The following is a 15,132-nucleotide window of genomic DNA, read 5'->3' as shown; positions in this document are numbered from 1 at the left end:
CCTTATGATGATATTCTCTCTGTTTTAGAAGCTATAGGCTGAACGTTATCAAATAACTAGCATAGACTGCCTCAGCTTCAATACGTGATTAATTTCACGTAAAATCAACCTCATCGTAGCACACCACTAGTTTTGTTTATGTGAACTAATTCACATAATATCCAGTACGATACTTATTACCCTGCCTTATAAATAGCTATGCGTTGCATGGACGATAACACACCCTATTCTCCTTCAACGCAAAAAGCCAGCAAGTTCTAACCAACTCATTGCTGGCTGTATCTTGCTGGCCCTAACATTCATCCGTCACTCATTCCACCATATAAATATAGGATGAATATTGTCCTTGTTCCGATAGCTTGACTGGCAATCGGATATGAACATCGAAACCGCCACCTATACTTGTTACGATCTTTATTTCCCCTTCTAGGCTGCGTACGCGTTCATGAATGCTGGATAAGCCCATGTGCATTCGATTGTGCTTCCAAGAAATTTCATCCATCCCGATTCCATTGTCTGTGTAGCGGAATAAAATATAGTCTTCACTCTGCCGCAGCTCAATAATGGCGCAGTCCGCTTGGGCATGCTTGTCTGTGTTCCGAAGAAGCTCCTGAACGATGCGATATACACCTGTCATCAACTCGTTGCTTAGCGTAGCATTTACAGGAAAGGCTAACAGCTCTATCGAAAAGTTTACTCGAAGCAGTTCATGCTCAATAAGATGCCTAAGCGATTCAACCAAGCCCATTTCTTTCAACAATTGCGGCCTCAGTTCTTGACATGTCTCACGTATTTGATGGATAACATCCAGCAACCCTTCCCTGATCTCTAGCAGCTCGCGCTGCAGTTCACGGCTCATCGGATAATCGATCATCGATGTTTCCAGCTTACGGTACCAGATAATTTGATCCTGCAGTGCTGCATCGTGTAAATCGGAGGCAAGTTTCTGCCGCTCATTTTCAGATAGACAAAATAATAAGCGCGACATCCACGGAGAAGTAAGTTTACGATTGTTCAACTGGTCTTGCAGATCCTCCACCATACGCTCCACAGAGTATAGATTCTCATATACAAGACTGGCATAGCGCGTAATGGTTTGCAGCCACTTCCATTCATCAGGATTGAACTTTGTATGATTGGATTTATTACTCAGCCACACTACTCGATACGTATGCTTGAAACAGCCTAGCACAAGAAGAATGCCATCTGACAAGTTCACAAGCTCGGCTATGCGCAACTCTCTTACTTCCTTAATAATAGTCTTGGAAGCATGGCGCGCCATAACCGAGTTTGGCAGCGGACTCACCTGCTTGGTAGCCAGATCTATATCAAAGAACTGATAGCTGCACAGCGGAAGCATTTCAGTTAGTTCTTGTCCGAGAATCTGCTCTAGTTCCGTATGCTTCATTACCCCTGACAGCTGGCTTGAAAATCGCTCCAAACTATCTTGCCCGTTAAATACATTACTAAAAAGCCGGGAGCGAAACTGGTTCATTAGTATCTCGTTCCCATACAAAAGAAGCGTGATTGACAGAAGCATAACAATGAATAACTTTACTAATTTCCCCGTATCAAGTACAAATCCAAAGTCAACAACGGCCGCTATTACTGAAACAATAATTACCGCTGGAAGGAGGGCAACAACGAGAAACCTTCTTAATCGGGTTACAATAAAATCAATATCAAATATTTGCTTGGACGAAACTAAATACATATAACTAATAGGCAGGCTGAACAAGAATAAGGTACTAAAGGGGACGTTCGTATCTTCTCCATTAAAAAAGTACGGCATAATCACATTAAGCAAAATGAATGGTGTAAATGCTACGATATGTACGACGAGAAAAATTTTAAATAGCGGCGGGGTGCTATCGTGTCGATGGCGTAAGAAAAGATAAATTAAGCGAAATAAACAAATACCGTAACCAATCGCAATTGTTAATTTTAAGACTAAAGGATTCATTCCTTTTATATCAATAAATTTAAATACATAGCGATTGGACCAAGCCAAAACACTAACGATTACATCAATAACAAATAAGGAGGTAAGCACCTTCTTTGAGATAAAGGACAGGTTAAACTTCTCCAAAAACACGTTCATAAAATGCATGAATATGTAGGGGATGGCAGGAAGAGCAATCATGATAATTGCTCCACCTACTACATCCTTACTGTAAGATGCAACATTTCCGTAAAAGGATATACCTATTGTAAGAAAGCAAACTATAAGTATTCGAGCGTCCGGCTGATCTCGTTTATGTTTCCATAAGTAATAGGCCATATAGGAAAACAAAATCAAAAAAATAGGAGACAAAATAAAAAGGACAATAAACAAATCCTGAGGCAAGCCCTCACGCCAATCATCCTTTAGCAAGGCTGTCTGAACCTGATTCCCTGGTTTCAGTATCGTTAGTTCCTGTACTGCTCCTGGAACGATATAGTAACCATCAATACGGTCATTTTCCGAATAATACTCATGGACGGGGATACCATCCACCTTAAGGATCCGATCACCCTTCTTAATCGGAGTATCATAGACGCCTGCACCTGGTAAGACAAGATGAACAACATATTGCTGTCCATCGGTTCTATCAATTGTTATCGTTCTAGGCGGTGCAAAATACGAAGCAAACGTTAAATACACGACGATGCACAGTAAACCTATTATTACTACATATAGCTTCAAATTATTTTGAACTCTGTTAAACATGGACAGACAACACCTTTATAAACAAATAGTTTTCCTGCATGCTTATATTCATGGAAGTGGTGTACAAAGGGAAAGGATAACCTGTCGGACATCCTCTTAGCATAACAGCATATATTCATTTATGTTCTACTGTCCATCATATGTAAACGAATTGTTGACTCGTAATTTCCACAATTTTTATTGCGGTGCTGCTTCTGTTGGCTCTACGCCTAAAAAGATTGCCTTGAATTCTTCAAAATAAGGGGCGGTTACTGGGTGCTGCTTAAATAAATCTTGAAATTGATAGTAGTGGACCCTCATGCGCACGGCTGAAGCAATAAAGGTTCCTGTCTTTTCGCACGCTTCATGAAGCTGACATATTTGCTCTTCCGAGATATGATCGGAATGTCCGTCCACATAATCCTTAATCCATTTATACTCGGCCTCATTCGCGGCTTCTGCCAAATACAAGAGCGGCGCTGTGCGCTTTCGTTTATGAAAATCATTTTTAATCGCAAGTTGATACAAGTCCTTCATATCATTTTTTAATTGCGAAGAAAGGCCCAATTCCTTCGCATAAGCTGCCACCGTTCCATTCCACTCCCCTGTCGCCAACATTACCCCCGTCATGCATGCCATGATGAACATAGACGCTGACTTTTGCTCTACCATTTCTATATAGGCAGGAATGTCAGCGATATCATTTTCAAGGTCGGCCATTTGCCCATTTAACGCGACTACCATTTGCTGATTCATCATTTCCAACGCTGCGCATACGTAATGCCCATTCATAGTGGAACGGCATTGCTTCATTGCCAGTGGAACTAATTGCAGCAGCCCTAAGGCCACATTCAGTGACAATGGCATCGGTAACTGCATCCAGCGCTTGGCTCCATTATCTTGGTCTTGCAGGTCATCGATCACATCGGATGCAAGCAGGAACAACTCAACTGCTGCACACGCGGAGTAGATGCCTTCATCTGCTCCTCCGAACATGTTGTAATGATACTCGGCCAACAGCCCAAACCGTGAGGGGGCCTCTGATCGCTTATCTTGTAAAAATTCATGCGCATACTGCCGCATCATCGACTGTGTAAATGATTCGTCGATCAAATCCTTCATAATGGTATCGATTCGTACCAGTTTATGTTCCATAGCATCTCCTGTTTACTAGAGTAAAAACAATATCAACATAGTTCTATTGAGCTACGAATACTGTATTCATTATTAGGATAGGCACATACATTCATTTATTCAATAGTAAAAGGCCCATTCCTCCTATATTTCAAGATGGAATCAGCCTTATTTTCATGCGATTTACCGTATTCAATTTGCTTTTGCCTTAACCTTATCTAAGACGATCGTATTATCATTTACAGCAACGGGTGATACTTTTGACCGAGGTTTCAAGTATGCCGCATAGTACGCTCCTGCAACGAACAGCATCCCTCCGACAAGATTGCCGAGCCAAACGGGAATGAAGTTCGTGAAATAATCTCCCCATGTATAGTAGCCTTCAAATATAGCAGCTGGAATCACGAACATATTCGCTACTACGTGTTGAAACCCTATTGCGACGAATGCCATCGTAGGGAACCAGATACCTAGAATTTTACCGCTAAAGCTTTTGGAACCGTAACTTACCCATACTGCAATAGCAACCAACCAGTTGCAGCCAATCCCCGATATAAATGCTTGTAGAAACGATTCATGCAGCTTATGGCCAGCTACTGCTATCGTTTTCTCCAAATATACGCCACTAGCGGTTAGCCCGACAATATGCCCGAATGCGTAAGCGACGAATATGGCTCCAGCAAAGTTAGCAATCGTAATGATAATTAAATTTCTGGTCGCTTCCCAAGTTGTAATGCGTCGTTTCATACGAGCTAATGGTACTGCCATCATATTCCCAGTGAGCAATTCTCCCCCACCCAGCAGCACAAGAATAAGTCCTACTGGGAATAAAGATGCGCCAATAAGACCGCCAATGCTTCCCCATTCACCCGGTACTGCTGCCGTAATACGTATATATAATAAATAGCCAAGTGAAATAAAGGCCCCTGCGAGAAATCCAAGTACCAGCATCACGGGTAATGGGGTCCTTGCTTTGGCAGCTCCAGTCTCCACGGTTGCTTCCGCAATTTCATGCGGCTTCAAATATCCTGCCATCTTGTCCTTCCTCCCTTGCCACTTGCGAATGATCGATATACTTCCATTGTATTCACCGCATGTGAGCTATTATGTGATAATAATCACAAGTTAAACAATAACCTATTTATCTCAACGAAATGCATTCTATTGTGTGATTGAGTCCCTACTATAGAAACGTTTATGTTTCCTTCAGCACACAATCCATGATTCAACTTCATGCATATTCTACTAGTAAGAAAAGATAGAAATGGAGAGGTGCACATATGCCGAATCAAACCGTGTTCAACACCTCATCGATGCCATTGTTTACTTCTATGACCAATACGTATACGAACCCTGGCGTAGGATCAAGCGCTGCACAGGCGGCTGCATCAGCAGGGGTTGGCTTCCGGCTAACAACAGCTAGTGTAAGTGTCGGGGGAAGCCAAAATCTACTGCTTCAGATTACAAACCCCGCAGCCAGCGGTAAAAATATTTATCTGATCGATATTTCAGGCGGCACTACTGCAGCTGCAACAATTAACGTATATTCGGGTGGGACCATTGCTGGAGGAACGACTCCTGTACCCGTCAACACTCGGCTCGGAACAGCTACGGCCAGTGTTGTCACCACCAGACAGCTTAGCGGAACCTTGGGGGGAACGCCAACTACCTTTTTAACCACCTTCGTTACTGCCGGGGCCTATCTCCTCGTTTTTGACGGCGGTCTAATCGTACCTGCAAACCAAGTACTCACCGTTTCATTAGGTGTGGGCGCATTAAATGGTTCTATTAACTTGCAATGGTGGGAACTATAATGCCGAATTTCTTACCATTCAATCGTTCTGACCGACCTGTCTTCGATCAAATTACCAATGCGCTTAATTCGCCAGCCATTATAACGAGTCCCCCCTATAGTGCAAGTGTTGCTGGCAATGTATTCAGCGCATTTACAACAACATCAGCCTCGCTCGGTCTGCTTGGTGGTACCGTGCAATCCTCCATCCGCCTGAATAATGCAAGCAGCACGAGAACTTGCTACATTATTCGCATTGCAGGTGGTGTCGGAGTTGGACTGAGTTTGTTATCCAGCTTAAATGCATCCTACTCTGTGTACCAAAACGGCACGATTACTTCTCCTGTTACGCTAACACCTCAGAATGCAAACTTAGGCAGTACGAACACAAGCAGCATGACAGTAACGGGGTCAACTGGAGCTGTCAGCGGCGGAACTTTGCTGCTCACGGTACCTGTCACCGCTGGGCCAATTGCCTCTGACTTCAACGGCAGTATTATCGTCCCTCCATCAACGACACTTTCCCTTGCCGTCAGCGCTTCTCTTACAGTTGCCGGTACGTTGTCTACGCAAGCAAGTCTTCTTTGGTGGGAAGTGTAACAAGCCTTCATTACAGAGCCAACAGCCTCATGCAACCGTCGCATTGCGATGGCTGCATGAGGCTGTTATCCAAATTTTATTTGTTCTCGTTTCAGATCTAATATATAATCAATGAATTCACAATATATGGGAGGTAATGTTAATTGAAAGTGAAGCATATCCTTTTTGTAATGTTAATCATTGTATTCTTGATAGGCTGTAAAGAACAGGAGCCCACCCCGACACCTCAGAAGAACACCCCTTCAATGACTCAAAGTGACAATTCCACGCATAAGAGCATACCCAATAATGACGAAAAAATATTAACTTATCCAGAGTTTCAAAAGCTTGCAATTGATTTGGAGGAAAAACTAAAAATAAAAGGATTTTACTTCAAAAATGGAAGTAGTAACCTCCCTAATATTACATTTATAGATAAAAAATTAACTTTCGGTACAAGAGACACATTAGTCTTAAGTGGATCTATGAATCCTGACGAAGTTCCCTTACCCACTCACCATTTACTTATTTTTGAAGACCATAAAGACAAAAGCAAGGTAAACAATCAACTTGTCGTTAGACTGGCCTACACAAAATCATACATTGGCAATGATATTGTAGATGGAAATGATAACTTTGGTTTTTCAGAAACTAATCAATCTCTAGCAGAAGCAACCAACCTCATCATACTAAGCTACAAAAATCTGATTATCAGTGTTCAACTTACCTCTCAAGATAAAGCGGATGGAAAACTATTTATCGATTCGATATACCCTATAGTAGAGATGATCAAAAACTATTAGTTGTAGTTTGACATTTGATGGTATACAGTATATTATTTATTTCGAATTACATATTATAGGAGGTTTTTATATGTCTTTGAAAAGTAAGCTCGCAATCTATGCTACTAGTTTTGCTCTGCTCACAACATTGCACTCAACAGCATATGCTACTTCAACCGTTTCAATTGAACTCCCTAATGAAGTTCTAGAAAAAGTAAAACAAGCTGAAAATGAACAGGTGTTTACGATTCCTGAAATAAAAGCGTGGGAAACTGATCTTGATGGTGTTACACGCGAAGTAGAACCTTTACATCTGTCTGGTAGTGAAAACAGCACTTTAGCTCCGCCTGTAGGCAATGGCTACAATTATGTTTTTTCCCACTATGATCAAAGCCGAATGTCCAAGGACTGGAAATATAAGAGTATTGGCACATACAAAATTAGTAATAAATACTCCACCCCATTGCAAGCATCCTACACCCAAACCACTACAGCAACTTCTAATTGGAATGTCAGCGCGAATATTGCAGGAGAAGCAACGATAGGAAATTCGTTTCTAGGTAAAATTGAAGTAACAGCAGGAGCAAGCGTCAGTAAACAATGGACATATCACTCCGGAGCAACTTATGGTATTACTCAAACAATTCCGGCTAACAGCGTTGCCTATATTAGCGCCTATTCTGTAGGCTATAATTCTGGTGGTACCTTAGTTTGGAACAAATACGATATTGATTATATGACTCATTTAGGCACTTATAAAGAAAGTGCTAGCGGGACAGCTATCAGTAAAAATGATGTTAGCGTTGAAATATCCTCTACTCAGCCAATATGAAACTCGAAATTAGCGTCCAACTTCTTTTAACAACGTTTAATCGCTCTCTTTAATAACCATTTCAATGACTCATACAGTCATCATAACAACTCCTTGGAAAACAACTCGATCTGTTATATAACTCAAGAGTAGCCTAGTAGCCCCATATCATTTAGAGGCTGCTAGGCTACTGCTATGTCTTACATTATATTAGTTTGCTTTAGTACACTTACTAGCTTCTTACCCCAATGATTGCTTCGTTCTTATTTTTATCCTCGCTTCTCAATAATGCCGCGAGCGATATGCACGCCTGCTGCGCCTGCTTGTGCGAGGCCACGCGTAATCCCCGCGCCATCTCCGCCGCAGTACAAGCCTGCAATCTCGGACTCGAAATTAGTGTCCAATTTCGGACGTGCGGAGTAGAACTTCGCTTCCACACCGTAGAACAACGTATGCTCAGATGCGATACCTGGTGTTACTTTCTCCAACGCATCCACCATTTCGATCAAGCTTTTCATCGTGTTATAAGGAAGAACGAGTCCCAAGTCTCCGGGAACAGCTTCCTTCATCGTCGGCTCCAAGAAGCCTTCACGAATACGATTCTCCGTAGAACGTCTGCCGCGGATAATATCGCCGTATTTCTGCACGATCAGACCGCCGCCAGACAAGTCATTCGCACGTTTACAAATTTCACGAGCATATTCATTCGGCTTATCGAACGGCTCCGTAAATTTATGCGAGACGAGTAATGCAAAGTTCGTGTTTGGCGATCCGAGCTTCGGATCTTTATAAGAGTGACCGTTCGCACACATAATGCCACTGTGGTTCTCAACCACAACATGCCCAGACGGATTGCTGCAAAATGTACGTACACGCGTACCAACAGAAGTGTTAAATACGAATTTCCCTTCATACAAGTGCTCGTTAATTTCACGCATCACGACATCGGACGTCTCCACGCGAACACCAACATCGACTTGGTTGTTATACATCTTCAAACGACGCTTCTTCAATATATCCGTCAACCATGCGGAACCATCACGACCAGGCACAATGACAACAGCTTCCGCCTCATAGCGTTCACCATTTTTCAGCTCGACACCTTTTACCGTGTGGCGGCCATCTTCTTTTACCGTGATAATATCCTGCACTTCCGCTTTATAAATCATATCGATATGAGTAGCCAGCTTCTCATAGATCGATTTCAAAATCTCCAAATTCTGCTCTGTACCTAGGTGACGCACTTGTGCGCGCAGCAGCTTCAAACCAGCTGCATACCCTTGCTGCTCAATATGGCGCACCGTATCAGTTGTCGGGTCCGTAATGTTAGTCGTTGCACCATGCTCTAGGTTAATCGCATCTACATAGCGAATCAAATCCAATACTTGAGTTGGAGAGAGATAGTCCGTCATCCAACCGCCGAATTCAGTCGTAATGTTGAACTTACCATCACTGTAAGCTCCTGCACCACCAAAGCCATTCGTAATCGAGCATGCTGGTACACAACCCGCAAATTCTTTCTTACCTGCCGCAGGCGGACATTTTGAAATTTTCTCCTCCAAGATTGGACAGTTGCGTCGATAAATATCATGACCTTTATCAATAAGTGCCACCTTAAGCTGCGGCGCCTTCAACATTAATTCATAACATGTAAAAATACCTGCTGGTCCTGCCCCGACTACAATTACATCGTATTTGCTCATGAGCTCCTCCTTAAGGTCCATTCGAATCGTTGCATGCTGTATTTGCTTTCCTCATCCATTGGTTTTGACGATTGAACATGACAAAACCTGCCTAACACGAAGGTGCGTCAAAGCACGCTTCGTCGTAGACAGGAATTTACGGCTCCTTGTAGAGACCCCTGAACCTTATTATCAGGGTTATACGAACGAAATGAATTCTATTTATAATAACCTTCGTGCAACATCACCTATTGTAGAGGTATAACACGAACGAGTCAACATTAAATTTAATTAATGTTCGTGTTTTGTTGTTGTTGTCTAATTGTTAAATATAAATAGATCCTTATATATTCTATTTTACGAACATTATTTTGATACCCGCAAATAACCATATTTTATCTAGCTTATCGAAATATTTCGTATTATCATTGTAAGCAACTTATTTTCAACCCAAATTTTAACTACTAACAGGAGTGAACACCCTATCATGATGCCAGATACGACAAATACGACAGACACAATAAGTGCAATAAAGACAACAGATACTGCTACAGTTCCATGTCTCATTGTTCGTGATCTGCATGTCACGAGAGGAAACTCAACTTTGCTTGGCAAACTCTCATTCGAACTGCTCCCTGGGCAATGTTTAGCTATTCAGTCCAATCACATAACAGGCCAATTACTTATTGATGTGATGCTCGGCTTGCAAGAACCCTCTGGCGGTCAAGCATTACTTCATGGCCAACCGCTCCGTAATAACGGAGAGCTAATGCCGTCTGTCAGCTGCATACGTCAACAATCTGCTGTATATGATAGACTTCACGCGCGCGAAGCACTCACTTTCTTTATGCAGCTGTATGGCAAAAAAGATAAAGCACGCGTTCAATCCTTGCTGCAAATCGTTGGTCTTAAAGAAAAGCAGCACACCGCACTTGGACGACTTACGCCTTCGGAGCAGCGGCGCTTTCACTTGGCTCGGGCTGCTGCACAACGCCCAGATCTTATTCTTATCGAAGATCCTGAATTCCAGCTTGATATGGAAGGAAGTTATTTGCTCAGACAATGGATTCAAGCGATGACAGAGGAAGGAACAGCCGTATTATTGACCGTTCCTGCCCTTGAGGATGCATTAACGCTCACTTCGAATGTAATTCGCTGGACGAGAACAGGCTTTAAGTCAGTCATTATTGAAGATGAGGATAAAAGAAATGTTATCGATAATAAGCCTGCTATATATGCAGAAGACGACAGTACAGACACGATGATTGTAGAAGATACGGAAGTGGCAGATGCTGCGTCTATACTAGAGAATATCGTTCACCCTGAGGATGCCGCCACAAACGATTCTGAGCCTGAAACAGCAGCAGCGACGATATTTACTCCATTTAAGCTGGATAAGATACCAGCACGTATTCAAGACAAGATCATTCTTATTGATCCGGTTGACATTAATTATGTGGAAAGTCAGGATGGCATGTCTCATCTGCATGTTCAATCTGAAGGTATATCCAAGCTCCATGACGCTGCAGCAATTGGAAGAGAAATTGAGAGTGTACGGGTTTTTCCGCTGTCATCGTTCTTATATCGTAAATGTTCAACGCATCCGTGAAGTTATCATTTGGTCGCGTAATAGCTATAGCCTAATTCTTGATGATGATAAAAAGAGCAAAGTCCCTTTATCTAAAAATAAATACGAAGAAATGAAGAGCGTAATGGGTCTGTAAGGGCCCATTTTTCGATCATAGCAGCATAATCTAATGTTCCATTCATCTTTCATATGTGCACCACTCAGCCCGAATACTGATCTATTCATGGCAAAAGCAATGCGGTTGATGATAATACGGCGTACGATGAGATTGTGAACGGCGAGGACGACAAACAAACAATGACAACAAAAACACCACGCCAACAGCGGCAGTGAGAAAAAGCAAACCTAAGCATTACGCTCTTAACCCGCTCACAACGATTCAATACGTTTCATTAAACATGCGGGATTTACCCGCCATCATACATCGCAAAGTGAGGGTGCATTTATGACTTCCATTATTCAAATTGAAAACATAACGAAAGCGTACGGAAACAAAGCAGCACTGCAACAACTTAACTTTGAAGTCGCACAAGGCGAAATATTCGGCATGCTCGGTCCGAGCGGCTCAGGCAAAACAACTACTGTAAAAATTTTAACCGCACAGCTGCTTCCATCCAGCGGCCACGCCTCTGTATTCGGGTCGATTTAACGAAAATGACGGAAGCCGAGCGTCATAACCATATGCGTCAAATCGGTATCTTAACCGATAACAGTGCCTTATATGAAAGACTTACGATTCAGGACAACTTAGAGCTGTTCTGCAAGCTTTACGGGATACATACGAAGCAAATCGCTACCGTGTTAGAACAAGTCAACTTGAGCAATGAAAGCAACACAGCAGTAAAAAATCTATCTAAAGGGATGAAACAACGCGTGACGTTGGCCCGTGCCCTACTGCATGAACCAAGACTATTGTTTCTAGATGAGCCGACATCGGCACTAGATCCGACCAATACGCGCAATATTCATGAATCATTACGCCAGCTCAATAAAGCGGGGACGACCATTTTCCTGTCTACACATGATATGGAGGAAGCTGAATCCTTGTGTGACCGTATCGCATTCTTGCATCAAGGTAGCATCGCAGCCCTGGATACACCACAGCAGTTACGACTCACTTATTCAGACAACTCGCTTACAGTCAAGACGACAGAAGGTTGTTATCACCTTCCACAAAATGAAGAGAGCGCTAAACGAATTTACGATTGGATGAGTAAAGGCGAACTGAAGTCCATCCACTCTAATGAACCGACATTAAGCGATATATTCATTACACTTACAGGGGGCACATTAAAATGATGATATCTATGAACCGATTGAACGCGATTATTGCGAAAGAATATAAAGATGCGCTGAAAAATTCTACTTTATTGCTAACAGCTGTTATTCCAATCTTACTTTCTTATGCTATCGGTACCCAAATGAATGAACTAGTCAGCATACTTTTCATTACGCTACCCATTAATATGGCACTTGTTATGACCTGTGCAAATGTACAAGCAATGATGATCGCAGAAGAGAAAGAAAAGCACACGCTCCGCGTGCTCATGTTATCACCAGCTCGTCCCATGGAGGTTCTACTTGGCAAAAGCTTTATTGCGATGATGATGACGGTCATTGTAATGGTCGCTTCTTATATGGTCGCTGGCATCGATAGGATTCCACTGACAGGTCTTATTGCCATATTGATCCCGAGCATCATTATTTACTTGGCGCTTGGCACCATTATCGGATTATTATCCCGTACAGCAATGGAATCATCATTCGTTAGTATGCCAGTTATGCTATTGTTCTTAATGGGCCCTATGTACGCTCCTGCGCTTAATATTGAACTGCTTACATCCCTTATCGTGTATACGCCAACTGAGCAGCTAGCAGCAGCGGTCGGTATCATGTTAGAAGGCGGTACGGTTGCAGACATTTGGAAGCCGATTGTGATTGTATCTGCATGGATGGCAGCATCTCTCGTCGCTTGCTTAGCGCTTTATCGCAACAAACGTTATGACGGATAGCGTCATATGATGACAATATTTCCCGAGAAATAACAAAAAAGCCCCCGTTAAGGAAAACAGCTTTATTCCTTAACGGGGATTTTCGACGTTTGACGTATATAGAGAATATATCATTAATCTAGCTTAATTACAGAGGCAATCGATCCTTCAAGCACGCATCAGCACGTGTAATTCGTATTCGTTGAAGCGAATAATCCGTAACTTGATGCTGATAAAACGAATCTTCCGATATAATCCTTTTCACCTCATCCTCATCATCAATGTCAATCATAATAATCCCACCGTCCCGCGGCTCAAATGGCCCTGATAAAAGAAACTTACCCGCCGCATAATAGCGATCAAGGAACGCCAAATGTGCCTGCAAATGCTGAGCGACCTCATCTATTGCTTTTGTATAACGAATTTCCACCAAGTACATACGAATCATCCTTTTGTTGGAATACTAATAGTTCAAGAACATTGCATTTAGTCACACCTACAAAACTTAGACCTAATGTGTAAATAACTTCCACCCCCTAGAGGGTTGGAATTTGACCTAGAATCGTATAAAGTTGTCCTTGTTGCATATTTATACTCATTTCGGTATAGGAGATACAGATCATGAATTCACATAAAGAAACGGCACCGTCGCCGGATAAATGGCCATCGCTCGCTTCCATTTTAGCCTTTGCGATTCCATCCATTATCGGCCTCATGCTATTCGTCGTCCCTGTGACATGGAATGACGAAGTGACGGTACCGATTGCTTTTTTAGCTAAATATATTCAGCACCTGCTGGGTGACTTTATCGCTCCAGCTACGGTAGCAATCATAACAATCGCATGGGTTGGTTCTACGATTTCCTTACTGCTTAAGCCTAAACAGTTGTTAGCACAATCGTTATGGCGCACCCTATTTCATATTACACCATTCTGGTACGCGGTTCGCACGGTTGGATTCCTTTTCGCATGGTCGGTCTTGCTAAAAATCGGTCCCGAGTGGATTTGGTCAGCAGATACGGGTGGAATGCTGCTCGAAGGATTGCTTCCTGGATTATTCGTCGTGTTTCTGCTGGCAGGCTTGCTGCTGCCATTGCTTGTCGACTTCGGATTACTGGAATTTGCAGGTACGTTAATGACAAAGATTATGCGTCCGCTCTTCAAGCTGCCAGGCCGTTCCTCGATTAACTGCATGGCTTCTTGGCTCGGGGATGGTACAATCGGTGTCATGATGACGAGCAAGCAATACGAAGAAGGCTACTACACAAAGCGTGAAGCCGCTGTTATCGGTACAACTTTTACAGCTGTATCGATTACGTTTACCTTCATTGTCTTGTCCAATGTAAAGCTTGGGCACCTGTTCTTGCCTTTCTACGCGACTGTAACCTTCGCAGGTATGGTTGCTGCGATCATTATGCCTCGTATACCGCCTCTGTCTCGCAAGTCAGATACGTATTATGAAGGCATAGAGCCGAAGCAAGATGAAATGATTCCTGCACAATGGAAACCATGGCGCTGGAGCTTGCATCAGGCAGTAACGAAGGCTCAGAGCCATAAAGGTGCCGGAGCATTCATGAAGAACGGATTCCATAACATATTGGATTTATGGATCGGTGTGCTTCCTATCGTCATGGCAATCGGCACAGCTACTGTTGCCTTGGCAACCTATACGCCATTATTCGAGTGGCTTGGCAAACCGTTCATTCCTATCCTGAACATTTTAGGCGTACCTGAAGCTGCTGCAGCATCGCAAACAATCATGGTCGGTTTCGCAGACATGTTCCTGCCTACGGTATTGGCATCCGGTATCGAAAGCGAACTAACTCGCTTTGTCATCGCTGCCTTGTCGGTTACCCAGCTTATCTATATGTCTGAAGTAGGTGGACTATTGCTTGGATCGAAGCTTCCTGTAAAGCTGCATGATCTAATCATTATCTTCTTGCTTCGTACGATTATTACACTGCCAATTATCGTTGGTATCGCACATCTCATTTTCTAAAATGAAATGACCTTATATAACAAACTAGCTAATCAGCATCTCTAATCGTAATCACGGGGAACCTATTACAAGGAATCATTCCCGTG

13 protein-coding genes, 1 pseudogene and 1 riboswitch are annotated in these 15,132 nt (G+C 42.8%); of the genes and pseudogenes, 9 read left to right on the top strand and 5 right to left on the bottom strand.

Translation table 11 applies throughout. The features are described 5' to 3' along the window. Positions 1-310: 310 nt before the first annotated feature. The 3 genes from NQ117_RS13165 to NQ117_RS13155 all read right to left on the bottom strand — a co-directional run bounded on the left by NQ117_RS13165 (position 311) and on the right by NQ117_RS13155 (position 4,858). On the bottom strand, positions 311-2,710 hold the full coding sequence (locus tag NQ117_RS13165) for a sensor histidine kinase (RefSeq protein ID WP_258278488.1): 2,400 nt from the start codon (positions 2,708-2,710) through the stop codon (positions 311-313). Between the two features lie 177 nt (positions 2,711-2,887). After that, complete coding sequence (locus NQ117_RS13160; protein WP_258278487.1) at positions 2,888-3,844, bottom strand: polyprenyl synthetase family protein; 957 nt, start codon at positions 3,842-3,844, stop codon at positions 2,888-2,890. Between the two features lie 171 nt (positions 3,845-4,015). Beyond that, positions 4,016-4,858, bottom strand: coding sequence for a formate/nitrite transporter family protein (locus NQ117_RS13155; protein WP_258278486.1), 843 nt, complete (start codon positions 4,856-4,858; stop codon positions 4,016-4,018). Positions 4,859-5,103: 245 nt separating this feature from the next. Here NQ117_RS13155 and NQ117_RS13150 point away from each other — a divergent pair, with 245 nt between their 5' ends. The 4 genes from NQ117_RS13150 to NQ117_RS13135 all read left to right on the top strand — a co-directional run bounded on the left by NQ117_RS13150 (position 5,104) and on the right by NQ117_RS13135 (position 7,808). Continuing rightward, entirely contained in the window at positions 5,104-5,637 is a 534-nt protein-coding gene (locus NQ117_RS13150; RefSeq protein ID WP_258278485.1) for a hypothetical protein, read from the top strand. Further along, positions 5,637-6,215 (top strand): hypothetical protein, encoded by a 579-nt coding sequence (locus tag NQ117_RS13145; RefSeq protein ID WP_258278484.1) that lies wholly within the window; start codon positions 5,637-5,639, stop codon positions 6,213-6,215. Before NQ117_RS13150 ends, NQ117_RS13145 begins: the two co-directional genes overlap by 1 nt. Before the next feature lie 143 nt (positions 6,216-6,358). Next, entirely contained in the window at positions 6,359-6,997 is a 639-nt protein-coding gene (locus tag NQ117_RS13140; protein ID WP_258278483.1) for a hypothetical protein, read from the top strand. Positions 6,998-7,067: 70 nt separating this feature from the next. After that, positions 7,068-7,808 (top strand): hypothetical protein, encoded by a 741-nt coding sequence (locus tag NQ117_RS13135; RefSeq protein ID WP_258278482.1) that lies wholly within the window; start codon positions 7,068-7,070, stop codon positions 7,806-7,808. 248 nt (positions 7,809-8,056) lie between these two features. Here the strand turns inward: NQ117_RS13135 and NQ117_RS13130 are convergent, their stop codons facing one another. Further along, the gene (locus NQ117_RS13130) at positions 8,057-9,490 is read right to left on the bottom strand and encodes an NAD(P)/FAD-dependent oxidoreductase (protein ID WP_258278481.1); all 1,434 of its coding nucleotides are present in this window, start codon (positions 9,488-9,490) and stop codon (positions 8,057-8,059) included. 105 nt (positions 9,491-9,595) lie between these two features. Beyond that, positions 9,596-9,696, bottom strand: a riboswitch (purine riboswitch). A 260-nt stretch (positions 9,697-9,956) separates the two neighbouring features. On the opposite strand from NQ117_RS13130, the gene NQ117_RS13125 reads away from it, so the two are divergent. From NQ117_RS13125 to NQ117_RS13110, 4 genes and pseudogenes are all read left to right on the top strand, one after another. Then, positions 9,957-11,078, top strand: a complete 1,122-nt coding sequence (locus NQ117_RS13125) for an ABC transporter ATP-binding protein (protein WP_258278480.1) — start codon at positions 9,957-9,959, stop codon at positions 11,076-11,078. Then, a complete protein-coding gene (locus NQ117_RS13120; RefSeq protein WP_258278479.1) occupies positions 10,987-11,193 on the top strand; it encodes a LytTR family DNA-binding domain-containing protein in 207 nt (68 codons plus the stop codon). Before NQ117_RS13125 ends, NQ117_RS13120 begins: the two co-directional genes overlap by 92 nt. Before the next feature lie 309 nt (positions 11,194-11,502). Then, a pseudogene (locus NQ117_RS13115) lies at positions 11,503-12,356 on the top strand (ABC transporter ATP-binding protein). Next, entirely contained in the window at positions 12,353-13,069 is a 717-nt protein-coding gene (locus tag NQ117_RS13110; RefSeq protein ID WP_258278478.1) for an ABC transporter permease, read from the top strand. The pseudogene NQ117_RS13115 and the gene NQ117_RS13110 overlap by 4 nt, the downstream one beginning before the upstream one ends. A gap of 127 nt (positions 13,070-13,196) precedes the next feature. On the opposite strand, the gene NQ117_RS13105 is transcribed toward NQ117_RS13110, so the two are convergent. Beyond that, a complete protein-coding gene (locus tag NQ117_RS13105) occupies positions 13,197-13,487 on the bottom strand; it encodes a YciI family protein (protein WP_258278477.1) in 291 nt (96 codons plus the stop codon). Positions 13,488-13,669: 182 nt separating this feature from the next. On the opposite strand from NQ117_RS13105, the gene NQ117_RS13100 reads away from it, so the two are divergent. Beyond that, positions 13,670-15,046 carry a YjiH family protein gene (locus NQ117_RS13100; RefSeq protein WP_258278476.1) on the top strand — a complete coding sequence of 459 codons (1,377 nt, stop codon included), beginning with the start codon at positions 13,670-13,672 and terminating at the stop codon, positions 15,044-15,046. Positions 15,047-15,132 lie beyond the last annotated feature (86 nt).

It is taken from the genome of Paenibacillus sp. SC116 (genome assembly GCF_024733555.1).
GTDB lineage: Bacteria > Bacillota > Bacilli > Paenibacillales > Paenibacillaceae > Paenibacillus_B.
This window is presented reverse-complemented; position numbering and strand designations above follow the sequence as displayed.

Coding starts and splice junctions, on each gene's coding strand:
- NQ117_RS13165 (WP_258278488.1), bottom strand. CDS start 2,710: ATGTTTAACAGAGTTCAAAATAATTTGAAGCTATATGTAGTAATAATA.
- NQ117_RS13160 (WP_258278487.1), bottom strand. CDS start 3,844: ATGGAACATAAACTGGTACGAATCGATACCATTATGAAGGATTTGATC.
- NQ117_RS13155 (WP_258278486.1), bottom strand. CDS start 4,858: ATGGCAGGATATTTGAAGCCGCATGAAATTGCGGAAGCAACCGTGGAG.
- NQ117_RS13150 (WP_258278485.1), top strand. CDS start 5,104: ATGCCGAATCAAACCGTGTTCAACACCTCATCGATGCCATTGTTTACT.
- NQ117_RS13145 (WP_258278484.1), top strand. CDS start 5,637: ATGCCGAATTTCTTACCATTCAATCGTTCTGACCGACCTGTCTTCGAT.
- NQ117_RS13135 (WP_258278482.1), top strand. CDS start 7,068: ATGTCTTTGAAAAGTAAGCTCGCAATCTATGCTACTAGTTTTGCTCTG.
- NQ117_RS13130 (WP_258278481.1), bottom strand. CDS start 9,490: ATGAGCAAATACGATGTAATTGTAGTCGGGGCAGGACCAGCAGGTATT.
- NQ117_RS13125 (WP_258278480.1), top strand. CDS start 9,957: ATGATGCCAGATACGACAAATACGACAGACACAATAAGTGCAATAAAG.
- NQ117_RS13120 (WP_258278479.1), top strand. CDS start 10,987: ATGACGCTGCAGCAATTGGAAGAGAAATTGAGAGTGTACGGGTTTTTC.
- NQ117_RS13110 (WP_258278478.1), top strand. CDS start 12,353: ATGATGATATCTATGAACCGATTGAACGCGATTATTGCGAAAGAATAT.
- NQ117_RS13105 (WP_258278477.1), bottom strand. CDS start 13,487: ATGTACTTGGTGGAAATTCGTTATACAAAAGCAATAGATGAGGTCGCT.
- NQ117_RS13100 (WP_258278476.1), top strand. CDS start 13,670: ATGAATTCACATAAAGAAACGGCACCGTCGCCGGATAAATGGCCATCG.